The 26036-nt window shown below is 46.8% G+C and carries 16 protein-coding genes and 2 pseudogenes; 6 read left to right on the top strand and 12 right to left on the bottom strand.

From position 1 onward, the window contains the following. Positions 1 to 126: 126 nt before the first annotated feature. Both ACETK5_RS12330 and ACETK5_RS12325 read right to left on the bottom strand, forming a co-directional pair. Positions 127 to 1248 carry an acyltransferase family protein gene (locus ACETK5_RS12330; RefSeq protein WP_394055900.1) on the bottom strand — a complete coding sequence of 374 codons (1122 nt, stop codon included), beginning with the start codon at positions 1246 to 1248 and terminating at the stop codon, positions 127 to 129. 1043 nt (positions 1249 to 2291) lie between these two features. Continuing rightward, the gene (locus ACETK5_RS12325) at positions 2292 to 2867 is read right to left on the bottom strand and encodes a TetR/AcrR family transcriptional regulator (protein WP_394055898.1); all 576 of its coding nucleotides are present in this window, start codon (positions 2865 to 2867) and stop codon (positions 2292 to 2294) included. 174 nt (positions 2868 to 3041) lie between these two features. On the opposite strand from ACETK5_RS12325, the gene ACETK5_RS12320 reads away from it, so the two are divergent. Then, entirely contained in the window at positions 3042 to 3791 is a 750-nt protein-coding gene (locus ACETK5_RS12320) for an SDR family oxidoreductase (RefSeq protein WP_100537145.1), read from the top strand. A 310-nt stretch (positions 3792 to 4101) separates the two neighbouring features. Here ACETK5_RS12320 and ACETK5_RS12315 read toward each other — a convergent pair whose 3' ends face one another. After that, entirely contained in the window at positions 4102 to 4788 is a 687-nt protein-coding gene (locus ACETK5_RS12315; RefSeq protein WP_394055895.1) for a TetR/AcrR family transcriptional regulator, read from the bottom strand. A 137-nt stretch (positions 4789 to 4925) separates the two neighbouring features. Between ACETK5_RS12315 and ACETK5_RS12310 the strand changes: the two genes are divergently transcribed. Further along, a complete protein-coding gene (locus ACETK5_RS12310; protein ID WP_326118439.1) occupies positions 4926 to 6278 on the top strand; it encodes an MATE family efflux transporter in 1353 nt (450 codons plus the stop codon). A 394-nt stretch (positions 6279 to 6672) separates the two neighbouring features. Here ACETK5_RS12310 and ACETK5_RS12305 read toward each other — a convergent pair whose 3' ends face one another. The 3 genes from ACETK5_RS12305 to ACETK5_RS12295 all read right to left on the bottom strand — a co-directional run bounded on the left by ACETK5_RS12305 (position 6673) and on the right by ACETK5_RS12295 (position 9631). After that, on the bottom strand, positions 6673 to 7389 hold the full coding sequence (locus ACETK5_RS12305) for a hypothetical protein (RefSeq protein WP_394055893.1): 717 nt from the start codon (positions 7387 to 7389) through the stop codon (positions 6673 to 6675). Between the two features lie 116 nt (positions 7390 to 7505). After that, positions 7506 to 8882 carry a sensor histidine kinase gene (locus tag ACETK5_RS12300; RefSeq protein WP_394055891.1) on the bottom strand — a complete coding sequence of 459 codons (1377 nt, stop codon included), beginning with the start codon at positions 8880 to 8882 and terminating at the stop codon, positions 7506 to 7508. A 41-nt stretch (positions 8883 to 8923) separates the two neighbouring features. Further along, positions 8924 to 9631, bottom strand: a complete 708-nt coding sequence (locus ACETK5_RS12295; RefSeq protein WP_100537148.1) for a response regulator transcription factor — start codon at positions 9629 to 9631, stop codon at positions 8924 to 8926. 122 nt (positions 9632 to 9753) lie between these two features. Between ACETK5_RS12295 and ACETK5_RS12290 the strand changes: the two are divergent. Beyond that, positions 9754 to 9916, top strand: a pseudogene (locus tag ACETK5_RS12290) (GlsB/YeaQ/YmgE family stress response membrane protein); the annotation flags it as partial. An 85-nt stretch (positions 9917 to 10001) separates the two neighbouring features. Here ACETK5_RS12290 and ACETK5_RS12285 read toward each other — a convergent pair. From ACETK5_RS12285 to ACETK5_RS12275, 3 genes are all read right to left on the bottom strand, one after another. Further along, a complete protein-coding gene (locus ACETK5_RS12285; RefSeq protein ID WP_394057481.1) occupies positions 10002 to 10124 on the bottom strand; it encodes a hypothetical protein in 123 nt (40 codons plus the stop codon). 214 nt (positions 10125 to 10338) lie between these two features. Continuing rightward, positions 10339 to 10980 carry an NAD(P)H-dependent oxidoreductase gene (locus ACETK5_RS12280; RefSeq protein WP_100537149.1) on the bottom strand — a complete coding sequence of 214 codons (642 nt, stop codon included), beginning with the start codon at positions 10978 to 10980 and terminating at the stop codon, positions 10339 to 10341. 19 nt (positions 10981 to 10999) lie between these two features. Further along, positions 11000 to 11473, bottom strand: coding sequence for a carboxymuconolactone decarboxylase family protein (locus ACETK5_RS12275; RefSeq protein ID WP_394055888.1), 474 nt, complete (start codon positions 11471 to 11473; stop codon positions 11000 to 11002). Between the two features lie 195 nt (positions 11474 to 11668). On the opposite strand from ACETK5_RS12275, the gene ACETK5_RS12270 reads away from it, so the two are divergent. Beyond that, complete coding sequence (locus ACETK5_RS12270; protein ID WP_326113694.1) at positions 11669 to 12535, top strand: sigma-70 family RNA polymerase sigma factor; 867 nt, start codon at positions 11669 to 11671, stop codon at positions 12533 to 12535. A 648-nt stretch (positions 12536 to 13183) separates the two neighbouring features. Here the strand turns inward: ACETK5_RS12270 and ACETK5_RS12265 are convergent. After that, complete coding sequence (locus ACETK5_RS12265) at positions 13184 to 13726, bottom strand: recombinase family protein (protein ID WP_100537152.1); 543 nt, start codon at positions 13724 to 13726, stop codon at positions 13184 to 13186. Between the two features lie 161 nt (positions 13727 to 13887). Here ACETK5_RS12265 and ACETK5_RS12260 point away from each other — a divergent pair, with 161 nt between their 5' ends. Together ACETK5_RS12260 and ACETK5_RS12255 are read left to right on the top strand one after the other, a co-directional pair. Further along, positions 13888 to 15351 carry a SulP family inorganic anion transporter gene (locus ACETK5_RS12260; RefSeq protein ID WP_394055885.1) on the top strand — a complete coding sequence of 488 codons (1464 nt, stop codon included), beginning with the start codon at positions 13888 to 13890 and terminating at the stop codon, positions 15349 to 15351. Between the two features lie 16 nt (positions 15352 to 15367). Next, positions 15368 to 15787 (top strand): annotated as a pseudogene (locus ACETK5_RS12255) (universal stress protein). An 822-nt stretch (positions 15788 to 16609) separates the two neighbouring features. On the opposite strand, the gene ACETK5_RS12250 reads toward ACETK5_RS12255, so the two are convergent. Both ACETK5_RS12250 and ACETK5_RS12245 read right to left on the bottom strand, forming a co-directional pair. Further along, positions 16610 to 20800 (bottom strand): DUF4855 domain-containing protein, encoded by a 4191-nt coding sequence (locus ACETK5_RS12250; protein ID WP_394055883.1) that lies wholly within the window; start codon positions 20798 to 20800, stop codon positions 16610 to 16612. Positions 20801 to 20829: 29 nt separating this feature from the next. Next, complete coding sequence (locus ACETK5_RS12245) at positions 20830 to 25158, bottom strand: S-layer homology domain-containing protein (RefSeq protein WP_394055881.1); 4329 nt, start codon at positions 25156 to 25158, stop codon at positions 20830 to 20832. Positions 25159 to 26036 lie beyond the last annotated feature (878 nt).

Raw genomic sequence — 26036 nt, 5'->3', positions numbered from 1 at the left:
TCTTTATGGTTGTTACGGGTTCATTCCGTTATCCTGCCCGTTAGCTTAATGAATTAGAGCAGTGAAAAGTAGTTAAATATTTATCTAATCGGTAATCGGAACATGTTCTTGTCCAGTTAAAAATGGTTATAGTATCTTCTTGGCGTAAGGGATTTTCCGAATCAGCATAGCGAGTAAATAACTCGTGATCGTCCCTAACCCACCTAATATCAGAAACTCAATAAACGGAGGCATTTGCGCGCTGTGCAACCAAATGCTATAAGCGATCAATACGAGTGAATGGATGATATAAACCGTATACGAGGTAGCATCCACACTACGTAGAAATCCGTTCGTTTGATTGCTATATTTGCGGTACACTGCCAACAATAGTAGCGAGATGCCAAATCCGACAAAGGGCTCCCACATGGCATAAATGAAGGCATTTGTGTTTAGTCCCCCTCCGGTACTCAATGTCGGATTGAGGATGAGAGCGGCGATCGGAAGTATCGGCAGGAAAACGAGTGCGATGATGCCCATGATTTTCACGGTTCGACGTGGAATACTCGTTAACCAAAGATTGCGGTACGCCATGATCCCTGCAATAAAGAGTACGATATATGCAGGAAAATAACCAAAGTTCAATCCAAATATCAGCGTACCAATCGGGAATATTTGCCGAATTCCGAAGGTTACAAGCCCAATGAGCGTGGCAGTAAGCAAAAGCACTTTCACCGATGGAAAAGGGATACTCTTCTTCGGTGCACTCTCTTTCCTTACCATACTTACAAGCGCGTAAACTGCATTAAACACAAGCAGTGCGAGCAGAAACCAGAGTGGTCCAGGTTCTGTGATTGCAAAGCTGAGGATCTGGGTCCGATAAAACTCCCAAAATGACACTACTTTGCTAGCGTTTGCGTTGTAGTGGAGCGTAGTGGTATATAAAATCACTGGACTGATGAGGAAGATATAAACGATCAACGGAATCCCCAAGCGCATCAGCCGATCTTTGAGAAAAGGCTTTGGTCCTTTGCGATCAAAAGATGAGGGCACGAAGTACCCCGCGATAAAGAAGAATAATCCCATAAAGAACGCTTGGTTGATAAAGACAAACAACAGCATCAGCACAAAACTCGCATCTGGCTTTTGCAGCGTATCAAAAAAATACCACGAACCCGGTACAGCATATGTCGTCGCTGCATGATGGAACACAACCAGAATCGTGAGAAATGTCCGCAGATGATCCATATAAAATAGACGATTGTTCATGTTGTTCCCCCTTTTATATGATGTTTTTCTTATTTGCTTTTCGCCTTGCGAAACCCACTAATAATACTAAATGGCATACTGCTTGAAATTAGCAGCCGGACGATACATTAAAATTCCGACTTCTGGTTCGTTGGATAACAATTGAGCAACAGCTATAAACATTTCGAAAACTCCTGCTGCAATCGCAAAAAGCCAAAGCAGATAAGATTTTTAACATCAGGCGGAATCCTCTTGTTGAACATAATAACCATTCCCTTCCATTGAATTGTATCTTTATGTTACTTGGAGAATGGAGTGCCCCAAAACAACCTTGAGTCTGATTCATAGCTCAGTCTACAGTCCGAGTTTTTTATTTACCTATCATAGGTGACGCCCATTATCTCATTGAAATGCAGCCGAATGTAGCCAGCTAGCTTCATTATCTTATTAATTTAGCGTTTCCCGTTACGTTGTACAGGTGTATTTATAATGCGTTTCATAATAATGAGCAGAACTTGAATGAAAATTCAGTAGTTGTTTTGAATGATGATTTTGGCTCGTTACTGTTCAACTAATTTGTGTATATCCGACACGTTGACCTACCTACTCTCCTCAATTTATTCAATTAACCTTCCCGTTAGCTTAATGAAATTGCATGGAAACTTAAATTAGATACTTATCTAATCGGTAATCGGACCATGTTCTTGTCCTTTACGGCAATCGGTACAAGTTCTTGTCCCGATAAAACAAAAAAGCCGCTAAAATAGCGACTTTCCATGGGACAATGTTTCTGTCCTCCGACACTTAGCTTCTTAAAGCAAAGTGTAGATAGACGAACCTTCGTCAAGGAAGATACGAATGCCCCCGTTCATCCACCAAGCCCTATTCCTCTACTTGGCGCCGCAATGACCGCAGTAACGCCAAAGCAAGAAGGGCGTTTCCCAGTTCGAGGTTGACTCGAATTTGACTGACTTGTATGTTGTGCTCTTGCACCTCAGTGGCTTTACTATGTTTATCACCTCCTATCCTCTCAAACATAAGAAAACACAAAAAAAGCCGCCAAATTAGCGACTTCCAATGGAACGATGTTCGTGTCCTTCGACAACTGGGTTCAGCAAATTCCAAAATTGTTCAACCATGACGGATGGCGGATACGGCATCGAACGGATAATCCACCATTCCAATACACCCACTGATGCTGAAATTAAAAATTGTACTGTAATGTCCCTGTTCCTGTCCTGATCGAGATTGATTGAATCCAGATGTTCCATCAGACTTTTTCTGAACATGGTCTCCATTTGGTTTCGAAATACCATGCTTCCCTTGCTCTTCAGCATAATCGAGTAGAAAGAAGCATGCTGCTCCAAATATTCAAAAGTGTGAAGTAGTGCGGTTTTGGAAGGAAGATAAGCCAGGTCATCTCCAGACATACAATGTCGAAGCAACTGGTTAATCTCAGCTGCTATGCATTGCTCGCGCAGATCGTACTTGTCATCGAAATGCAGATACACCGTTCCTCGATTGACATTCGCTTCTGCCGCAATTTGATTAATCGTTATGCGCTCGAATTCCTTTTCTGACATTAGCCTCATAAAAGCATCATTAATCGCCTGCCTTGATTTTGGCATACGCTTGGTCATAATCCTTCTCCCCTTTACCTATCCTAAAAATGGTCACTTTGAAGTCCTGTGTTGAAAAATCAACAACTGAGCTTGTTTTAACCATTGAACCCCATTTATCGCTCTGATACTTTCACTATATAAAACTCATGTTGATAGATCAACATGTGATCAATTCAAGAGGAGGTTTACAACATGAAACTTACAGGAAACACGATTTTTATTACAGGCGGCGGCTCGGGAATTGGACGTGCGTTAGCAGAAGCTCTCCACCATCTTGGAAACAAAGTTATTATCTCTGGTCGACGTAAAGAGCGATTGGATGAGACAATCCAAGCGAATCCCGGTATGTCCGCAGTGGAATTGAATGTACAAGATCCTGCCAGCATAGAGGTGGTTGCCAAGCAGCTAATCGAAGAATTCCCGGATTTGAATGTCTTGATTAACAACGCCGGCATCATACAGCCCGATGACGCGGCGGGCGTGATCGATGAGGATGTTTTGATTTCGACGGTCGAGACAAACTTGTTAGGCCCAATTCGGTTGACATCTGCATTAATCGTTCATCTGAAGTCCAAAGAAGAAGCTATTGTCATCAACACGACTTCGATCCTTGGTTTTGTACCGTTAGCCGCAACTGCTATATATTCCGCAACGAAGGCAGCGCTTCATACCTATACGCTGTCCCAAAGATACATGCTTAAAGACACTTCGGTAAAAGTGATAGAAATGGTGCCACCGTGGGTTCAAAGCAATAACGATGAACCGCGTGCGATGCCACTTTCGTCATTCATTGATGCGACGATAAAGGTACTTGGTACGGATACAGACGAAGTTCTGGTCGAAGAAGCGAAAATGTTTCGAAATAACCCTGGCCCGAATGAAGGTGTTTTTGTGACCCACCTTAACGATACGATGAAGTCTGAACCTCCAAAGATTCATTAATCCACCTATCATTTAATTTCTAAAATTCAGATGAACATCACTGTGATGGCTCTAATCACAAAGGGCCCTAATGCGATGTAACGAGGATGCTCCAAAATACGATAACCCTATGTACCTTTTCAAACGTTACCATATCCCGGAACCTGCACACATATATACAAATCCATAGCTTACTAGAAATTCCGCAAAAAACTTGCCATTACTTATGATACGGTTCAACGTATCATTTATAGCGCGAATTTTGGTGCGACTAAATGGTAAGCCTATTCAAAAACGCCCATCCGATCACCGGATGGGCGTTTCTTACTTCCTACTTCTCCTGCTCCTTTATCACCTGCTCAATCCCGAGCAGAATCAGCTTCAAGCCAAATTCGAACGCCTTGTCGGTACCCATTAGTTCGAACAGCCCGTTCGTGAACATTCTCCGGAACAGTCCCGCATCCGTCTCGCTCATGGAATCCAGAAGGCGAGTCATTTCCTCACCCGGAAGCGCTCCCGCTCCATGGTCCTTAAGAATCGCGGAGACATTGCGCTGGTGCTCATAATCATCCAGAACGAAGTTGAAGACATAATTCATAATCGTAAGAACCGTTTGTATTTTTTGCTCTTGCTCAAGCGGCGTCGATTCCACGCAGAGCAGCATACGGTTGGTGAACCGGATGATGTCCGGTTCGTGGGGCAGCGTCGACATCATGAGCTGCGTGGAGCAAGGATACCGGCTGAGCACGCTTCGGACCGTTACCGCAAGTCCCTTCAGCTGCTCCTTCCAGTCCCCCTCGGAGTGGTACTCCTCCAGAATGATTTTCGATACCTGGTTGGCCAGACGCTGGTAGAGAATCTGCTTGCTCTTAAAGTACCAGTATATAGAGGGAGCCTGAATCCCTAGCCTAACGGCCAATCGTCTCATGCTGAATTTCTCGATCCCCTCCTCACCAAGTAACTCCCACGAGGCTTCCAAAATCCTATCCTCCGAAATCTGAGGTTGCTGTTTTTTCATCGTTATCCGTCCTTTTATCTAATAGTGTAAGTTTATTCTTTACAGGTTCATAGGTTCATGATATCATCTAACACTGTAAGGTTCAATCTAACACTGTAAGAGTGGATCTAGAATAAATAAAGAAAGTAGTGACCCGCATGGATGCAGAAAACCTCCATTACTTTGAAAAAGCCCCGGTCGCAAAAGCCGTAGCTCACTTCGCTGTACCTATGATGCTAGGCACGTCAATGAGTGTCATCTATTCCATCTTGAATGCCTATTTCCTTGGTACACTTGACAATACCGCCATGTTAACCGCACTCGCATTAACCTTGCCGTTATTCGCAATTATTATGGCGCTAGGCAACTTGATTGGCATGGGTAGCGGTACATTCATCTCCCGTTTGCTGGGTGAGAAAAAATATGATGATGTAAAGCATGTATCTTCATTCGCTTTTTACAGCAGTTTGGTTCTCGGTCTGATTGTGATGGCCATCGGTCTTCCGTTGATCGATCCCATCGTTTATGGTCTGGGGGCAACGCCTGACTCCTTCGGATTCACGAAGGACTATGTCACGATTATGCTTATCGGTTCACCAATCGTCGTATTATTCTTCACGCTGGAGAATATCGTGCGCTCGGAGGGTGCAGCCATCACATCGATGATCGGTATGATTCTCAGTGTGGTCGTCAATATTATTCTCGATTCGTTCGTCATCTTCGTTTTTCATTGGGATGTGATTGGTGTAGCGTCTGCTACGGTCATTTCCAACTTGGTTGCGAGTGTATTCTACGCCTTCCATATTGGATACAAGAGCCAATTCTTAACCGTCTCCGTAAAATGGTTCAAGGCTTCCAAGGAGATTCTGAGCAATGTATTCAAAATCGGAGTTCCCGTCTTTATTATGAGTATCTTTTTGGGTGCAATGTCGCTCATCTTAAATCGTTTTCTTATTGAATATGGAGATCCAGCCGTAGCGGCTTACGGAATTTCATCACGTTTATTGCAATTTCCTGAGTTTATTCTGATGGGCTTATGCGAGGGAGTCGTGCCGCTCATTGCCTTTTCTTTTACAGCGAATAAATTACGGATGAAGCAAACCATTGGATTTACGATCAAAACGATTGTGGCGTTAGCCGTCGTATTCGGTGTCATCGTCTATCTGATTTCCGATCACTTAATCGGTTTATTTACGAATGACCCGCAATTAATTGAAATGGGCAGCTACATTTTGCATGTGACATTCTTATCCTTGTTCATTACAGGAATGACCACGTTGTTTACGGGGATTTTCCAAGCAACAGCGCAAGGAACGGCCGCGTTTATTATGTCCATTATTCAAGGAGTTACTCTGATTCCTGTGCTCTATATCGCCAATTGGATGAACGGCTTTCACGGGGTGATCTGGTCGCTCGTCATTGCGGATGTCGTCGCATTCCTTGTCGGTGCCATCATGCTGTATGTTTTGCGGAACAAATTGCAGCCGGATTTTGATAATTTAGTACAGTAGAAACCAAAATCTAAAACACGCAAGAAGGCAGGATAATGGCACCTCCTGCCTTTTTATACACGGTGAAGCCAAAAACTTCACCGTCACTTGTGGTAAGGCTCAATGTGTTTGAACTTCAATTATCCTGCCCGTTAGCTTAATGAGTTTGCATGGAAACATAGTCTAATCGGTAATTGGCTCATGTTCTTATCCTTTTCGGCAATCGGTACAAGTTCTTGTCCTTGGCTCGGGACAAGAACTTGTACCGATAATACAAAAAAGCCGCTAATAAAGCGACTTTCAATGGGTCTATATTCTTGTCTACCGACAATAAACGAGAAAATACCTGCCCCTCTCCCGGGCAGGTATTATAGGTGAATCGTATGAATGGCTTACCAACATCGATCATTAAATATTAGTCCAGAAGGCTGTAGATCTGAATGCTCTCCACCTTGGCATCCTTGATATGAAACGACATCACATCCACATAATTGGATGGCTCGTAACGGAAGTCATCCTCCTCATTAGGGGCTCCATCACCAAGCAGTTTCCCTTCAGGGTAGGCGTTTTTGAGTGTATCCAGGCTATCTCCTGCTTTAATGTTTCGCACTGTCGCGTACTTAGGATCTGTAATTTCGATATGAAAGATGGAGTCTTGTTTCCCCTCCGGTATACTGATTGTTTTAATCTCCAGACCAGGATACGTATACACCTTTTCTGTAAAACCGATTAACGTATCCATGTTTGTTCCATCGCCGGCACGGTACGTATGAGATTTCAGGTTATCCGGTTTGCCCAGCATCTGTTCCATCTGATCTTCATTCGCTGTATCCGAAATCGCAATGGTGTGCTCATTATAGACAAAAGCAAGCTCCTTCAGCACCACATTGCCTTCCTTCTCGATCGAACCTTCCTTAATAGCTTCAGCACTTTGTCCTTCCGAATTTTCTGAAGCAGGCGCAGTAGAATTGGATGCTCCTTCGCCTTTGGCCTGTTCGTCGGGCGTATTTTTTTCAGACGAGTTCTGTGCCGCTTCTGGCGACTTGGCACCATTGGACTGACAGCCCGTCAGTGCCATCGTTAGAAAAATACTCAGCAGGATAGCAGCTGTAGCTTTGTTTATCAATTTCATCATGATCCCTCCATAAATGTGTGGTTTCTTCTTATGAAGTGATTATAAAAAAAGCATTTGTTAGTCTCATAACAGAATTGTATCAATCTTGTAACGTTAACTATTTACGCGCGTGTTTACGCACGGGGTAACACAATCGTAACGGTCGTTCCTTCCCCGATTTGACTTTCCATGTCGATATATCCATTAAACCGCTCTACAATCTCTTTACAAATAGAAAGCCCAAGACCTGAACCGTTCGCCGTGCTTGCATTTTTCGCCCGGTAAAAGCGTTCCTGCACTCTCTCCAGCTCATCGCCCGCGATACCGATACCTTGATCACGTATCCGTATAACGACCTCGCTTGGCGTATGTGTAAGCTTCAATTCGATTAGCGATGGACTGCCTGAATATTTGATGGCATTGTCCACAAGGTTGGCGATTGCATGGGACATTAGCATTGGATTCACGTTGGAGTGGACTCTCGTCAGAAGCTTATCCTCCGCTTCCGCCTCCCTGAACAGAATCTCGATTCCTTTATCTTTGGCCTTGGCACCCATACTCGTTGCGACTTGCTGAATCAGTTCGTTCATTTCCGTCTTCTTGGATTCCAGTTCGTTAGAACCAGCTTTGTCGAATCGGGATAGCAACAACAGTTCATTAATCAAGCGCGTCAGCCGATCCGATTCCTGCAGCAGATGAGCATAAATTTTTTGCAGCTCCTTGTTCTCGTTCTCCCCTTCAACCAAGTATTGAGAGAAACCACGAATGGCTGCCAAGGGTGTTTTTAACTCGTGAGATACGTTGGAGACAAATTGTTTCTGATACTGAATATAATCATGAAGCTGCCGTCCCATGGAATCCAGCCCATCTGCCAGCATGCCCAGCTCATCCTTCCGGTTTAGATGAACTCTCCGAAACTCCTGTCTAGAGAAACTTTGCGCAGCGCCAAGCAACAGCTTAATCGGCTTGGTTGTGTTGCGGGCAATCCACAGACTGGATAACGTAATCAGTACAATAAATCCGCCTGCACCCGCAAACAGGATATAACGGATTTGATCCATAATCGCATAGAAGTAGGAAATGTCGTCCACGAACTCATACACATAAGCGTTTTCGTAAAATTGATTCTGAATGGGAGTCGCAAAATAAAGCAGATGATCTTCCGTTACAGTGTAGGCATAATTGCCGCTCAGGGCTTTCTCAATATTTTTGTCAAAAATAAGAGGTTTGCCATCATTAATGATGATGCCATCCACAGCCAAGCCCAGCAACTGCTTGGAGCTATCATAGATACGTACTTCCTTGCCTGAAGCTTTCAGCTTCTCCAGAGCAAGTCTGACGATTTCTTCTGTCTGCGGTTCTCCTGTCGATGATCTATGCTGTGCCAACACCTCACGGAAGGACAACTCGGACAGATCCGCCTTCTCCATCATCTGTTTTTCAATGGTAATGAAGCTGTAGTAATCGATGGCTTTATTCACCGCAATAATGATGATACCAAAGGACAGCACGGAGAAAAATAAATAATTCAGCAGTAACCGGGTTGCGTATTTCAGGCCTCGTCACCTCCAAGTTGATAGCCAAATCCATAGATCGTCCTGACATACTTCGGTTCGTCCGCGTTATCCTCCAGCTTCTTCCGTAATCGCATGATGGTCATATCCACACTGCGACTGTCTCCCATAAAGTCATATCCCCATCCGATCTGCAGCAGCTCATCCCGTGTAAAGATTTTGTCTGGCCTTTTGAGTAACGTTTCCAGAATCTTAAACTCTTTGGCCGTTAAAGACACGGGTACACCGTTTTTCAGCACCCTTCGGCTTTCCAGATCAAATGTCAGCTCTTCATGAATGATGCGTGTAGATTTCACTTCTGTTCCTTCAATTGATTCCTCCTTGCTCTCGTTTCTTCTCAGAATCACCTTGATCCGAGCGAGCAATTCACGATTGTCAAAGGGTTTGGTCATGTAATCTTCCGCCCCTAGCTCTAGTCCCAACACCTTGTCGATTACCTCATTTTTGGCAGAGAGCATGATCACAGGAACGGCACGTTTCCCGGTGATTTCCTTGCACAGGTCATATCCGGAGCAGTCAGGCAGCATCAAGTCAAGCACCACCAGGTCCGGCCCAAAAGCATCCAGCAGCTGCAGGGCTATTTTTCCGTTTTCAGCCGTTTGAACGACGTAGTTTTCTCTTCTCAGTACGAGCTCAATTAAATCCCTGATTGCGGCTTCATCGTCAATGACAAGTATTTTCTTCAATGTGCACCCCTTCTAGCCTTGTTCACCAGCTTGAATCATCATTTACCCTCATCTTAGCACAGACACTTTAGATTCCTCTACCAACTGGAAGATGAGGTATATTCCACTGACAATCCATGGATCTGCTCTGGGTACTCATTGTTGGTGGACTTATTGACTGGTTAAGCGGCAACTTGTTGGAGCGGGACGTAACCGAGCGGTGTACTTGGGAACATTATTGCGGGTTTTATCGGTTCCTGGTTAGGAACAGTATTGCTGGGACCAAGGGGGCCGGTGATTGGCGGATGCTGCCAGGGCATAAAGGTACAGGATAAATATAAAAGGACCGAAAGCATTCATCGATGGAAGATGAACACTTACGGTCCTTTTTTTATTTTTGTACTGATTTCATCCATTCTTTCAGCGCCTGAACAACCTGCTGAAGCTGTTCCTGTCCGGTAACCATAGGCGCGCTGCCTCCCTTTTTGTATTCCGTAGGAGCCAAATTGACCATGGGTTGCCACTCTTTATACTCACGAATGTCGTGTTTTTCGGAAGGTAAAATACCCCTTTGATCTATCCGTGTATTATTTGTCGTAACTCGTTCCTTTAGTATGAACTCTTCTTGTGGATAAGAGTTCGATTTCCTCAAAGGTAAGATATACTGTCTATCGATGAGAATGTATCATTCCTGCTGTCTGCTTTATGAGATAATTAAAGGCAAACACTTAGAATTTTAAGGCGATTTCGCACGCTTGTTGTATCGCCTTTACTTTGATCTCAGGTTCCTGATCGATTTTTGCAGCCATTCCCTCAACAAAAATCCCCTCAAAGCTAGGAATCCCAACGAAATCCATAATGACTTTCAGGTGGCGATGACCCATTTCTAGGTCTGCATCATCTGAGCCTGGTGACAAGAAGCTACCGCTAGCTTGGATATGGACGGCTTTTTTATCACTCAACAAGCCGATCCTGCCGATATCCGGTAAATATTTGAAAGTCTTGCCTGCTATACAAATGGAATCAATGTATGACTTCATAACGGGTGGATACGAATAATTCCAAACTGGAGTAACAAATATATATTTATCTGCAGCAACAAATTGATCAACCAATTCATTGATTCGGCTCAGCTTCGTTTTCTCTGCTTCGGTCAATTTTTCAAATGTAGTGCCCGCCTTCAGTTTGTCCCATCCGTTAAAAACATCAGTATCCAGTTGTGGTATATCCATTTTATATAGATCAAGATGAATTACCTCATCATTCAAATTGGCAGATCGGTAAGCCTGTACAAATTCATTACCTACTAACATGCTGTATGATTTTTCATGATCGTGTGGATTTGCCGTAATATACAGAACTGTTGCCATGATGGCAATACCCTCCTCATTATTTGCTCTCGGAAACTGTTACGATCTGCCTTGTAGAGACGTTTAGTCTATTCCAGAGATTGGCCGTAGAGATCCCGGCGATCAGCGTGGCCAATGCCTGGACATCGAAGTGTCGGGCTGCCTCGTTAAAGATCTCATCCGGCACTGGGTCCACTCGGTCATTGAGTCGGGTAACCGCTTCACTGAGCGCAAGTGTAGAACGCTCGGAGTCATTGAAGTATTGCGTCTCACGCCATGCCGACACGGCCAAAAGTCGCTCTGCAGATTCACCTGTCGCCAATGCATTACGCGAATGAAGTTCGACGCATACACTATCCCCATTAATTTGGCTTGCCCGAAGATATGCGAGAAAAAGCGTGCGCTTGGGAATACCTGTTTGCTCTGCGGATACAAATAGGGCTTTGCCAAGGGCTTGTAAGGCTTGAGTCGCATCGGGTACGATCGTAGCAGGACTATCTATTCTTGATTTCAAATGAAAAACTCCTTTAATTAAGATTAGAACCGGTTTTGGCTCTCCAATATGTTGACGGATCAGACCTTGGGATGTGTGACATTATTTCATGAGAAATGTAAAAATCAGTTGAATGCGACGTCTTGTCACATTGTTCAGCTTACATTCGTCAGTACTTATAGTGGTTTATTATTTTTGTACGAGGGAGTTTGAAGGATGAGCGAACAGGATTGGTTGGCAAATACATTCGAAACGCATCGGAAGAACCTTCAGGTTGTTGCTTATCGAATGCTTGGATCATTAAGCGAGGCGGAAGACGCGGTACAGGAGTCTTGGTTGCGTCTTAGTCGTGTGGATGCAAAAGGCATTGAGAACTTGGGGGGATGGTTGACCACCGTTGTTTCGCGTGTATGTCTCGATATGCTACGATTGCGTAAATCAAGGCGCGAAGAATCGATCGAAGCTCATTTGCCCGATTCTTTCAACAGCCAAGAAAATATAATCGACCCTGAACAAGAGGCCATATTAGCTGATTCTATCGGTATTGCACTATTAGTCGTGCTCAATAATTTGAAACCTGCGGAACGCATTACGTTCGTGCTGCACGATGTTTTCGCCATGCCTTTTAATGAAATTGCTCCTATTGTAGGAAAATCGGAAGCCGCGACAAGGCAGCTTGCGAGCAGGGCACGTCACCGGGTTCGAGGGGTGAAAGCATCGGAAGTCGACATTGCTCATCAACGCAAAGTTGTTCAAGCTTTTCTTGCTGCAGCGCATGCAGGCGATTTCGATACGCTAATAGCTGTGCTTGATCCGGACGTTATACTTCGAGACGATCGTCCAACTGAATCTTCAAGAGTAACGCGAGGAGCGATCGCTTTAGCAAAACAAGTATCGGGACGTGCACAGAAAGCAGCCCAACTAGCCTTGGTAAATGGAACCGTAGGAATCATTGCGGCCCCTCAAGGAAGATTGCTCTATGTACTCAAATTTACAATGAGTCACGGGAAGATTGCCGAGGTCGACCTGATCTCCGATCCAGAACGCGTACGCCAGCTTGATCTGGCGGTATTGAGTAATTGAGCCTTAAACTCAGCGTCTTCGACGGTGTGAAAGACATAATCCCCCCATATAAAATATAACAGTTATTAAAACCATAACACGCTCAAGCGGCACCCTTTGGGTGCCATTTTCTTATTAATGTCCTATTGTATCGCCTATTACATAATTACGTACGGATATTTTGTTCTCGTAAAGACTTTAGCTTGGGAACTGGACTGCTTTCTTCTCCTTTGTACAGTCAAATTTTACAGGAGATGGTAGTTTGTCTATGACAAACAATGAAACACGCCTTAAACCAACTTACATTTTGTCTTCTGGGAGTAAAAGAAAAAGCACCCCAAAGGATGCTATTTCTCCAACACAGGTCTCATATATTCCGCATTGAGCCGATCTTACTTAACATCACCATCACATTTGCGACATTTGTACAGATTCTCTGACACATGCTTTCCATAAGAAAGTTACGAGTGACTCTCCTTTTTGTCTCAGGAATAATGAGTCGCCGTTCCAAAGATGAATCCAAATCACCAAAAGTACTAAGGTTAAACGGGAAAGCAAAGTCAACTTACGTTCAGTTCGTGTTCATTTTACTTTCAAACCCAACCTCGTCTCACATGCCCCACCTAATACACCTACCCCCAGGTAATTAAACAGTCCCTGTTGTTACAATTAATTTTCGAGGTATCGATACAAGGTTGTTTTACTAATCCCGGTTTCTTCACGTATTTGCGCAAGCGTATATTTATTGCTTTCATACATTTGGATCGCCTTCATCACGTTCTCATCAAGCTTACGAGGACGTCCTAACTTCGTACCTTTTTCCTTAGCCTCATCTAACCCTTTTTTGGTGCTTTCACTAATTATATCCCCTTGAAATTCCAGGATAGTTTCCACATGTTTATGGAATAAACGGCCAGAATCTTCTCGGGTGTTTAAATTTTCATTCAATGAATACAAATGGACCTGTCGATTTTGAAATTGATCCAGTAATTCACTAAGATGCCTCGTCGAGTCAGCAAGCGAAAATAGTCTGGTTACGACGATTGTATCTCCAGGCATAAGCCTATCCAACATCGATTCTAATTGAATTCTCTTTTTTGCGGATGAGTGCTCTTCTTTAAATAAGTGATCGCAGGACTTTCTTTTTAAAATTTCAAGTTGATTTTGACAATGTGGATCATCCTGGGAGGGTCTCATGTAACCAAATATCATATTAAAACTCCTAATCACGTATGACTTTATAAAATTATAACACAAACAAAGGACCAAAAAGGTTCCATTTCGGAACGATCCGTGATAATATCAATGTACTTGAAGCGGTCATGACTTTAAAAAGCAAAAGTCATAGCAAATTATAAGGAGTGGAAGTACAAGTGATTGAACGGATTAAACAAGAATGGTTTTCTAACCCCAGAAGCGACATCTTAGCTGGTATCGTGGTTGCTTTGGCTCTTATTCCAGAAGCGATTGCATTTTCAATTATTGCTGGTGTTGATCCAATGGTAGGACTATATGCTTCGTTTTGTATTGCTGTAATTATATCCTTTATAGGTGGTCGGCCAGGGATGATTTCCGCTGCTACCGGAGCCATGGCCTTACTTATGGTTCCGCTAGTAAAAGAACATGGCGTGCAGTATTTATTGGCTGCAACTGTGCTCACTGGTATAATTCAATTGCTGTTTGGAATATTCAAAATCGGTAAACTCATGAAATTCATACCGAGAGCTGTCATGATTGGCTTTGTTAATGCTCTTGCTATTCTGATATTCATGGCTCAGGTACCGCATTTTGCAGGGATTTCAACGCTAACCTATATTTTCGTTGCCGTTACTCTCATTATTGTATATGTATTACCCCGTTTCTTCAAAGCAATTCCAGCACCTCTTATCGCTATTGTTGTGCTCACTGCCACAGCTATATGGGGCAATCTAGATTTGGGAACTGTCGGTGAATTGGGAGTCATCAATCAATCCTTACCCTCTTTTCTAATCCCTAACATTCCATTTAATCTTGAAACGTTACAAATCATCTTCCCTTACTCGATTTCCCTAGCCGTTGTGGGTTTGGTTGAATCTCTTCTAACCTCTTCGATTGTAGATGATATGACCGAAACAGACAGTAATAAAAATAAGGAAGCTCGTGGACAAGGCATTGCAAACATCATTACCGGTTTCTTCGGTGGAATGGCTGGTTGCGCGATGATCGGACAGTCAGTCATCAATGTGAAATCGGGCGGACGTACTAGATTGTCGACATTTGTAGCTGGTGTGTTTCTGATGTTTCTGATTATTGTTCTAGGTGGAGTTGTGGTACAAATTCCAATGCCTGTATTGGCTGGGATTATGATCATGGTATCCATTGGAACCTTTGATTGGTCATCATTCACCTATTTAAGAAAAGCCCCTAGAAGTGATGCTTTTGTCATGCTGGCTACGGTCATTGTTGTCGTTGTTACCGATAACCTTGCAATTGGGGTTCTCTTGGGAATCATCCTGAGTGCCATATTCTTCGCCTCTAAAATATCAAAAGTAAGTGTTACGAGCGATAACAAGGGGCATAAAACAACTTTTAAGATCTCAGGCCAACTCTTTTTTGCATCTGTTGAAGGATTCGTCAACGCATTTGATTATAATGTGAAAGACAAAGACATCGTTCTAGACTTTTCGAATGCACACATTTGGGATGACTCAGGAGTCGGTGCCGTAGATAAAGTTGTGATTAAATACCGTGCCAATCATAACCATGTCATCGTTAGAGGACTCAATGCATCAAGTGAAAAAATTGTAAATAGATTAGCTGTGTATCATGATTCTAACGCGCAATTAAAATCACATTAGAACAGGAGTGATATCTATGTATCAACATATTGTACTTGCTGCAGACGGTTCTAAAAACTCTGTTCGGGCTGCAACTGAAGCTGCTAGAATCGCATCTCTTATTGAAGGTGCAACAGTAGAAGTTTTCTTCGCTGTAGATCCAACTAAAATAAAAGAAGAGGTACTTCATTAACAAAACCACGAAGAAATTGAGTTCAAACGAAAGCAGAAATTATTACCGGTTACAGAGGAACTAGGAAACAAAAACGTGAATCATCAAATCACAATAGTTATTGGAGACCCTGGTCCCACCATTGTTGATTACTCGAAAAAGAAAAATGTTGATCTGATCATTATAGGAAGTCGTGGCCTTAATTCATTTCAAGAATTTGTTTTAGGAAGTGTCAGCCATAAAGTAGTCAAGAGAGCCCAGTGTCCAGTAATGGTGGTGAAGTAATACCAACAAATTAAACATAATCTATGTCAAAAGGAATTGTTAAAACACCTTCAAGAGAATGCAGCCATGTCTTAAGATATGGAGACAACCTTGGAGGTGTTTTTGAGTTGGCAACAATATTCAGCTATCCTTTAAAAATGAAGAAGCACTCTTGAGATCCCCTTAATAATGAGCGATTTCAATGGGGCAATGTTTTTTACTCCCGACACCCTAAAGGTCGTCAAAAGCACAACCTAGAAATGATGTTTGATGAGTTGAGTTTCCAGAATGACGTACATAACAGGCCAGGATTCAATAAGCATGCGCTTTTGAATATATCACCTATAATGTGGTCTTATTTGTGTCAAATACCAACAATGTGGTCACTTTTGTGTCATTAGACATGATTATGGCCAGCCTGGCATTCTCTCCTACAATTAGCTTTTCAAGTGTCGGAGGACACAAGAACTTGTACCTTTTGCCGTGTAACTGCCCTTTTCCCTCTTAGATTTCTTCCATTATCGTTTATTAAAAATAAAAACCCGTTGGAATTGATCATCAACGGGTTTTGAAAATTCAATTTTTTAACATATAGATCAACCGATTTTTGGAGTTGTTTATTCTCATCATCTGGTTTGCTCTTGACTAACATTTCAATTTTCTGAGGTGTAAATGAAAACATAGATTGGATTGCTTTCTTGCTTAGTTCATCCTGATACGGACAATTGTGCTTACCGGTTCATCCGTCCATTTACGAAGTTTTATTCTGTATCGTCGAAAAAGCACACCCCGGGCGCGTTGCCGCGCTAATCGGAATGTGCTTAGATCAATTGTTTGCGTCTACTACTGCTGCTGCCCCTCGATTAATTGAAGAACGCGATACAAGAACGTCGCCGCTTCAGCCCTGCTGGTTGTACTCTTCGGCTTCATATAGCCATTAAAGCCCGTAACCAGCCCATACTCGAACATCGTTGCCACGCTGTCCGCAGCATATGGCGCAATCTGGCTCGCATCACGGAAGCCCTCAAGCGTTGAACCGGATGCGGACGGCTTTATGGCCCCCGTCGTTTGCAACGCTCGGGTCAGCATAACCATAGCATCCTGGCGGCTGATTGAATCACGAGGAGCGAAGTTAACTTCGTTCACTCCTGAAGCGATTCCCAATTGCTTGGCGATGGACACCGCATCGTGGTAATAATCATTCGGCTTCACATCGGCGAACGTCGAGGCGATTTCGGCACGCAGGTCAAGCATGTTCACCAGCATCAAGATAAAATCAGCTCGCGTTACCTGATTTGCGGGGCTGAAAGTACCCTTTTCGATCGAGGTGCCTTTGACGATGCCTCTTTCGGCCAGCTTCTCGATCGCCTCGCGCGCCCATTCATGCTTGCCAAGGTCAGTAAATGCAGCCGAATTCTTGCCGCCGATAGCATAGACGCCGACATGGTCGATGGAGAATCGCAGCATATCCTTGTCTTTGTCATAAGACGCGTCATTCATTGCCGCCGCGCTGTCGCCCATCAGCTCGAAAGCTTGCAAATCAACAGCTTGCTCTCCCGCTTGAAGCGAATACGGAATGGCAATCGAAATCGGTGCCTTCGCATTTTTCCAAGACAGAGCTTCACCGTCCAGTTGCAATGCAACTTCTACGATTGGCCTGTTGCCGATCCGCCCGGCCGCTTCGTTACTGCGATACTCGCCCGCATCATCGCTTACGATTACGAGCAGCTTTCCAGCATTCTTCTTGACTCCTGCCAGCATGTCACCAGTCAAAACAAGCTGAGCGTACGGCGTGGAGATATGCAAAATCAGATTAGACTGGTTCGTCAGATTAGCCGCCGGAAGCTCCAAAGCATAGCTCCCAGCCGCGTTCGATGACTTCAATTCAACATGAACATGTTTATTACCTTTGCTGTCGGCCACTGCCCTCTGAATGGCGGCATTTAGATCCGACACCCCGACTGTAGCGGCAGCCTGCTGACCGTTCATCGTCGGGACAAGCACGGCTTTGACTGAACCGTCCACCTGCAACGTATACGGATCTTGCGCCTGACCGCCTCCACCATTGCCACCACCGTTGCCACCACCGTTGCCTCCACCGCCGCCTCCGCCGTTGCCACCACCGCCGCTTCCATTGCCTCCACCAGTCGTAGGCAGCTTGCGGTATTCGAAGGTTACCAGCTCGGGAGTCATCATGTCATCTGTTTCCAGCTCGACCGTATACAGTCCTTGCTCTTCTCCGGTCAACGTAAAGGTGATGCGGAAGCTTCCGTCATCCTCAGTGCCCGTCTGACCGGTGTATTGAATGTTGCCTTTTGGGTCAAGCACTTTCACATACAAATGTTCTTTCTTGCCGTTCATGACCAGACCGTCAATCGTGACTTTCTTCGTGGAAGTGTCCACAGCGGCTTGTATGCCGTCCAACATCTTTAACTCTTGCTGCGGGGCAAGATCGTACACGCCGAATTCATAGAAGGAATAACCGTAAAACGTTGCCCGATTCAATCCCTCAAACTTGATGTATCTTGCCGTCGTTGCCGGGAATACCAGGGTGTTCTTGCCGTCGGCAGCTTTAACCACGCCATTGTTGCCGACTTTCAAGGGCTCCCACGTCTGCTTATCATCCGAGACGCTCAGACGGTATTGGTCCGCACGCGCATATTCCCAATCGATTCGGATCGTATCGAAGGTTTGCTGGCTGTCCAGATCAACCTGGAACCAAGCCGTATCGCGCACTTCGCTCGCCCAACGTGTGGCCGGTGCGCCGTCGAGCGCCTTCGCAGGCTCCAGACCTGCGGCCTCCGTCGAGGATGCCTCTGCTTCTTTATCTTGTGCGATGCTGCCAGCCTCGTAATACACACCTTCCTTCAGCGCCGTATAAGCGCCTTCCGTTACAAACTCAAGGCCTTTAGCTCCTTCCAGCTTCGCATTGAATGCCAGCAAATAGTCTCTGGCTTGCTCAGGGTGGCTCTCTTGCGTACGCTCCATCATGATCAAGGCGTTGCGCATAGCGCGTACCGAATCGGCATTGCTAAGCTGCTTGTTGTCCGCGTACTTATCAACAAGAGCCAATAGGCCTTCAGCGCCCAAACGAGCTTCTATTACGAATTTAACCGTCTTGGATTTGGCAGCCGCCACCGTCAGCTCCAGCACATGCTTACCCGGCTTACCCGTCAGATCTACAACAGTTCCTTCCGTATAAGGCTTGCCGTCATATTTGGCCGTAACTTTAACAATCCCGCTCCCATCATCTCCCGGAATGGTCCAGGTGAAGGCGGCCTGTGTCGTATCAGGCACGATCGTATGCTCCGAGATCGGCTGCCCGTTCATGAGCGCTACAACATCGGGCGGAGCAGCGTCTTGCTTCTGATAAGTGCCTTTAGAGAATTGGTATAGCCAATCGTAAAGCACGCGGGTAGCAGGGTCTGTGCTTTTCGCCGCGTTGTATACAGCGTTGTTGCCTTGATAGTAAGCTTTATATCCATGCTGCATCAGACCGGTATCCACGCCGCTGTTCAAGTACTCGATGAACCGCTCGCGGAAGACGGCGTCGTTGATCATCCGGTCGTCAAATTCCAGCTCCAGCGACATGCCGTACCGCTTCGCCATATCCGCTGTATCCTCCAGACGCGAAGGGTCCAGTTTCTCGAAGAAATAGTTCGGCTGCAGAGATACGGCATCAATGCCGACATCCTTCCACATGAATGCCTTATAGGCCATAAAATGAGGAATCCAGAACAGCTTCAGGCCTGCGTCATGAACGATGTCGCTCGCTCTCTTGACCATCTCCGGCCCGGTTGCATGCGTGCTGATTTGTTCCTCCAGCCAATACATGCCGACGAGCTCCAGGTTCGAGTAGCCCCCAGCCGTCCATCTGGCTTGCACTTCATCGACCCACCACTGAATCGCTTTGGCCCTGTTATCCAGCGATGCGGCATCGCCGACCGCACCTACATCGAAGTTCAGATCCTCGCCGTCAATGCTGCCGAAGTCGGACTGATACTCGCCCGGTTCTGGAATCATCAGAACAACCTTCGTCTTATGGTCGGGCTCGCCAAGCTCCACGCCTGCCTCGACCGTCGCCTCGTTCAACGCGCTCATATCGCCGCCAGCGTTAAACGTTTTATCCAAATACCATTCCCATTCCTGTTTTCTGGCTTTGCCGGCCGCTTCTGTCGCTCCGAAGCCTCTGCCGTTATCCGATGTCAAGCCCAGATACAGCACGCCGTCGAACAGCCAATCGACAGGCTCTCCCTGCTCGTTCACATAACTGATATTAGGGATAGCCCGTTCCTTCGTCCAATTTCCTGTGCCGTCCGCGTAGTGTCCGTTATACAGCAAGCCCAGGTTTTGAATTCCACCAGTAGCATCTCCAGGCTGCAGGAGGGCGTATGGCTCAGGCTGTACCGGCTGCGCTCCGGCGATCAAGCCATCCGCTCCGGTAATCGTCACCTCGTCAATCATGCTCCATGCCCTCGGATGCATGGAGAACACGACTTTCACATACCGAGCGTATACGAGTCCTTCGGTATAATCGCCACGCTTGACAGCTCCAGTTTCAGGGCTGCCGTCCCATGCAAATGTCTCGATGTTGGTCTGGTCGCCCCATAACAACTGAGTTGCATTATGAGATAATACGCCCCAGCTCACCCCATCGTCCGACGCGTAGAACGAAACGGTGAGCGGCACAAGCGTTTCGTTGTTCGGCCAATCGTGCAGGAAACGCGCGCTCACCTCCTGAACCGTCTTTTGCTCGCCTAGATCAAACACAACCGAACGGGATTTCTTGCTCAGGTGGCCCACCCAGTTGCCGCTGTCACGCGAGGGGTCGGCGGCATTTCCGTCCGTCAGCTTCGTCCCGTCATCCGGGAAAGCGCCCTCCGGCTGTTCCGACCATGTGTACGTTTTCCCTTGAGCCAGATTATAAAAGCCGGCGCTTTCTCTGCCCGCCTCCTCCGCATTCACAGACGATATTAACGATAACAGCATGACCGGGACAAGCAGCAAAGCAGTCAAACTTCGTCTAGTTTTCACCTAATCTCACGCTCTCTTTCTATGCATAATTAGTTCTGCTCCTGTTCCTTCAACTCCGCAAGCGCATCAAGCATATTCAGAATAACGGTCACTGCTTCAGCTCTCGTCGCCGAGGCGGCCGGCGCGAACCGGTTGTCCCCGCGACCGTTCATCACTCCCGCCTCCTGGGCTGCTGCCACGTACGGCTTCGCCCAAGCCGGGATTTGATCCGCGTCCGCGTAAGAGAGCTCATGCCCTTTTGCAGTCTTCAGACCCAAGCCGCGAACAATCATTGCTGCCAGTTCTGCCCGACTAATCGAAACCTTCGGTCGGAATGTCCCATCCGCATAGCCGCTGATCAGTCCGGATTCCAAGGCTTGCGCAATATAAGGCTTCGCCCAGGTTTGAATCGAGCCTGCGTCCGCGAAGTCCAGCGAACTGTTCGCACCTTGCAGCTTCAACGCTTTGATCAGCATGACGACGAATTCGTCTCTTGTGACCGTCTTATTCGGCTTGAACGTCTTGTCGGTGTAGCCCGCTACGAATCCAAGCTCAACCGCCCGTTTGATGGACGCTTCTGCCCAATGGCTCGCAATATCGTTCAGCCGAACCGTTGTCGAGCCGCCGGACTCCCCGCCGTTGCCGCTGCCGTTCTCATTGCCGCTGCCGTTCTCGCTGCCATTGCCCGGATCTTCACCTCCCGGATTCGAACCGCCGTTTTGGCCTCCTTCCGGACCAGGAGTTACTGGAGTCGGAACCCATCCTCCGCCGCCGGAGCCAGGCAGCGCTTTGATTTTGATCTTGAACGTTTTCTCCGCGGATGCAGCTCCCTTGCTGATCGTCGCGGTCAGCACGACCTCCATGTCGCCTGACCCGCTTGACGGACGTTTCAACAACTGTCCATTCGCATTCAGGTAGTCGGGCTTTGAGCTGCTCCAGACGATGCGCGTACCGAACTGCCCTTTCTGCGGGAGGTAAAGGTTGGATGCGATACTTCCGTTTACATTAAGCTCGATCAGACCCATTACGTCTTCGATCGTTAGACGATCACGCGCAACGCTCAGCGCTGCATACGCCTGTTCGGCCTCAGGACGGGACAGCTGGGCGGTTTGAATAGCCGCAGTCGCTTGCCCAATCGCTTGCTGAAGCTGTGCCCAGCCCTCAGGTGAGTAATTGTCCTCCACAAGCTTGTCGGCCTCGATAGCCGTCAACAGGTCGATAATCGGCCGTAGATTGCCGAGTTTATATTCCTCGCCGTACACTTCAAATTCCTCAAAGGAATAGCCGAACATAGTAGCTCTGGACACGCCTTCGAACTTCACGTATCTGGCTGGCGTGCTCTGGAAGGTAGTCACGACTCGTCCCGGCTTTCCGTTAATCTCCCCGTTGCTGTCTTTCACAACGTTCGTCCAGTTCTCCTTGTCCTCGGACACGAGAATGCGGTATTTCGAACCATAAGCCGTTTGCCACAGAATAGATACAGCATCAATGTTCTTCACTTCACCTAGATCCACCATGAACCAGGTATCGTCCACCCATTCGCTGGACCATCTGGTATCCCCTCTGCCGTCCACCGCTTTATCCGCCGTGTAGGACGAGGATTCCGGCTGCGAGGATTCAGCTTGCTTATGCAAAGCCAGATTTCCATGCAGGTCCAAGTAGGTGTTCCTTACGATGAGTTCGTCAATCAAGCCTTTAAAAGCATTCGTTTCGCTGCCGATTTTGGCTACCGGCAGAACGAATGTTTCCAGCTTGGAGCCGTCTTTGAGAGTAGCCGTATATTCACTGCCGTTAATGAAGATGGAGGTCCCCGTGTCGTCGCCGATCATCATGACATGGGTCCAGCGATCGGTCGGCAGCTTATAATTGAATTCGCTGACGTAATTTTCTTTTGTGATGGCGATTTTGCCGCTGCCCCCAATGTTGTATTTCAGCTGTCCGTCCGGAGATTCCAGCAGCACAGCTCCTTGCGGGTTGTCAGCGTCCGGTTTGATCCACATGGACATCGTCCAGCCGAAACCAAGCGTGCGAAGCGGCGTTTCCACGTAGCTGGCCCCGCCGTTTAGCTTCACGGCTTGACCGAAGATTCCCTTCTCTGTGCCTGCATTCACCGCGTTGCCGTCAAAGCCGTTCCCCGAACGGTCCGCGAAGCCTTCGTCGAAGGTATAATCCAGCACGAGATGCCGCTCATTGTCGATTTGAAGCTGGTGGGACTGATGAACACCCGGCGGGTCCACGTACCTTGCGGCATCCGCCTGGAAGCTTGCGAAGTTCCGATTGATGCGGTTGCCTCTCCACAGCTTTTCCGCCAGCACTTGCATGGAAGGCAAGATCCGCTGATGCGAGTCCGCCATGGATACGCCTTTCTCTACGGACACATCGTTCCAGAGCGCGAACATGCCGCCTTTGACCTGCGGATGCGCATAAGGAAGCTTCGTTTCCAGCCAATCGTTAGGCTCCCACTCGTTGTAAATAAAATCGTAATTCAAATAGCTGCGGTACAGCTGCGGTACGATGTAGAGCAAATTCGTATTGGTATTGATAATATCGTAGCCGAGCTCCACGGCCTGCTGAGCGCTTCCGTACGGCTCATACCAGATGTCCATCGTCGCATTGTTGCTGATCGGCGTCGTGCCGTCGTATGCGGACAGACTGCCCCATAGACGGGCGCGTTTGCCTTTGCCGTTAATGTGGTTAAGGAGCATATCCACGTACCTGCGGAACGCCTCCTTGTCGTCGCCGAAATATTCATCCGTGCCGACGTGCACATCCGGGCCGACGAAGGTCGGATTGCTGCCGTCGAGATACTCGTCAAAGAGTGCTTTAATGAAGTCGAGCGTCTCTGGACGATTGATATCCAGCTGATTGTTGCTGCCCAATTGAGAATCGTAGGCGATGAACGCGCCGGAGTGGCCTGGCGTATCAATTTCCGGCACGACGTTTACGCCGTATTCCATCCCAAGCAGCTGCAGGTCTCTGAATTGCTGTTTTGTATAGTAGCCGTCCTTGCTCGTCACTCCCGGAAATTTCTCGCTCTCCAGACGGAAGTAACCGACATCGCCGACATCATCGTTCAGGTGAATCTGGAACCGGTTCATCTTATAGTAGGACATCAGCTTGACATAGTCCTGCAAAAACTCGATCGTATAAAACTTGCGGCCCACATCGAGCATAAAGCCCCGATCTGGGTATTTCGGATAATCGCGCGATTGCCCCTTAGGCATCGCCTTATGATCGGCAGCGTGGCCGAGAAGCTGTAAGATCGTTCTCGTGCCGAACATGACTCCCGTCTGCTCGGACGCAGCAACAGAAGCATACTCGCTGATATTCAGCTCATATCCCTCTCTCCCCAATCCCGCTTGCGCGGCATCCAGCATCAAATAGATATCTCCCTCTTGAGGAGAACCAACCTCAACTGTCAGTGACAACTTCGTTAAATCCAATAAGTCCTGCTGCAAAATGTCAACCGTCCCCCGCAGAGCCGCTTCATCATCTGAGCGAATGACGATTTTGGATTTCTCCGACAAGCGGAATTCGCCGGTCGCGCCCAGCCACTCGCGCAAAGAAGGAATGACGCGCGGCTCCGGGTTCCGCTCGCTCGTCTGCTCATAGAGACCGGGTACAATGACTAGCGCATTATCCGTTAAGAGATATGTCGGATCACTGTCGCTCTGGATTTGCAGCAGCAGCTGAACCTGAGTATCGACAAGCGGCGCATGAATATTGCCCTGCACGTCGATCACCGGCAAGCTGTCCGTGTTCACCAGCGTCAGCGTATAACCTTCCGGTACAGCGGGCAGATTCAGCAGGGTATCCCCTTCGGAGACGACGATGCTGTTTTTCACCGCGTCCATGATTGGCTGCAGTTGCGGTCTGCCTTTGTATACCTCGAATTCCCAGAAGGAGTATCCGTAATAAACGCCTTCAATAGGACGTCGCGTCTCCCCTTGAAACTTGACGTATTGCGCCACTGTCGGCTCGAAATCGATCGTATCTTCACCCGGCCCGGACGCGACGAGCACGCGGTTGTCCGCGAATACGTTCCGCCAGGAAACCGCATCGTCGGATACTTGAATTTGATATTGCTCCGCCGGAGTCTGCCAGTTGATGATGACTCTTCCGATTTCTACAGCCTCGCCCAGATCAACGTAAAACCACTGATCGTCCGTTCTTTCGGAAGACCAGCGGCTTGCATTTTCGGTGCCCCCATCGACCGCTTTTTCAGGTCCGAAAAAATCCACTTCGTTCGACGACGAATAAGCCGCCTTCCCTAGAGCCATATTCCCTGTTGCGGCATTGGACCTCTCCGAAGGGGTGGTCACCATTATGAAAGCGGTAACAAATATGACTAAAAAAATAACCCTCTGCCGTAAACCCACGAATATCCCTCCCGTTGTAATTTGCACGATTTACCACAAGCAACCCGCATGACCATCCATGCTATTTGCTGCGGCAACTTCATTATAAGTAGAGGGCAATGAAGCATCGATATACATGTGTTTACTTTGCATATACATGTGTTTACATTGCATATACACGTGTTTACATTCCATATACAAATGTGGACATTTGGCCTTCTACGGTGAATCAAGGCTAAGCATGCCAGCATTTCGATCATAGCTGGTGCCACTATCAAGGCGCTTTCCACTAAACTCGGACACAGTACTATTCGAGTCTCGTTAGATAGAAGTGGCTTTTCTTCATGTTATGGAATATCGAATCCTTCTATAGGTTCCGTCAGTTTGAAATATTCCTTTATATAATTCGGGTTTAAGACGCATAAAGAAACGCATTCGAGCAGCTTGTTCGATTCCAGTTCTGAATCGTCAACGACGATTCAATAATTCGCCTTCAAGCTTCTGACCGCCTTTTACGCGGAGTATTCGGAGCAGAACAAATTGAACCGCCCTGCCTTCGACAGAGGATAGGGCGGTTGCTTTGCTTTAAGGAAACATAATGGTCTGAACGGAGCATGCTCGCTTCCGAAAAAGTCGCAACGCCGCCAAAAAATATCTTAGTGTAACCCAATGTGTGGCCACGACTAAAAAATCAATTTTTCAAGAAGTGAGGACACAAGCCAAAAATGTTACGAACGCAAAAACCGAAACGTACAGAGAGAAACAAAAATAAAAAAACCTTTTTTCGTAAGGGTTTATCTGCATTTTGGTGGGGCGGCTATCTGCAAGCATTTTGAGAAAGCTGACAAATTGACCTTTAACTCCATACAAATTACAGCTGCAGGGGCCACAGCAGACAC

It is taken from the genome of Paenibacillus ilasis (genome assembly GCF_043195395.1).
In the GTDB taxonomy this organism is placed as follows: domain Bacteria; phylum Bacillota; class Bacilli; order Paenibacillales; family Paenibacillaceae; genus Paenibacillus_AQ; species Paenibacillus_AQ lautus.
The sequence above is the reverse complement of the archived record's forward strand: the minus strand, read 5'-3'. Positions and strand labels throughout refer to the sequence as shown.

Bases quoted from the DNA above. Each gene is read 5' to 3' on its own strand.
- ACETK5_RS12330 (WP_394055900.1), bottom strand. From the start codon at position 1,248: ATGAACAATCGTCTATTTTATATGGATCATCTGCGGACATTTCTCACG.
- ACETK5_RS12325 (WP_394055898.1), bottom strand. From the start codon at position 2,867: ATGACCAAGCGTATGCCAAAATCAAGGCAGGCGATTAATGATGCTTTT.
- ACETK5_RS12320 (WP_100537145.1), top strand. From the start codon at position 3,042: ATGAAACTTACAGGAAACACGATTTTTATTACAGGCGGCGGCTCGGGA.
- ACETK5_RS12315 (WP_394055895.1), bottom strand. From the start codon at position 4,788: ATGAAAAAACAGCAACCTCAGATTTCGGAGGATAGGATTTTGGAAGCC.
- ACETK5_RS12310 (WP_326118439.1), top strand. From the start codon at position 4,926: ATGGATGCAGAAAACCTCCATTACTTTGAAAAAGCCCCGGTCGCAAAA.
- ACETK5_RS12305 (WP_394055893.1), bottom strand. From the start codon at position 7,389: ATGAAATTGATAAACAAAGCTACAGCTGCTATCCTGCTGAGTATTTTT.
- ACETK5_RS12285 (WP_394057481.1), bottom strand. From the start codon at position 10,124: ATGGTCAATTTGGCTCCTACGGAATACAAAAAGGGAGGCAGCGCGCCT.
- ACETK5_RS12280 (WP_100537149.1), bottom strand. From the start codon at position 10,980: ATGGCAACAGTTCTGTATATTACGGCAAATCCACACGATCATGAAAAA.
- ACETK5_RS12270 (WP_326113694.1), top strand. From the start codon at position 11,669: ATGAGCGAACAGGATTGGTTGGCAAATACATTCGAAACGCATCGGAAG.
- ACETK5_RS12265 (WP_100537152.1), bottom strand. From the start codon at position 13,726: ATGATATTTGGTTACATGAGACCCTCCCAGGATGATCCACATTGTCAA.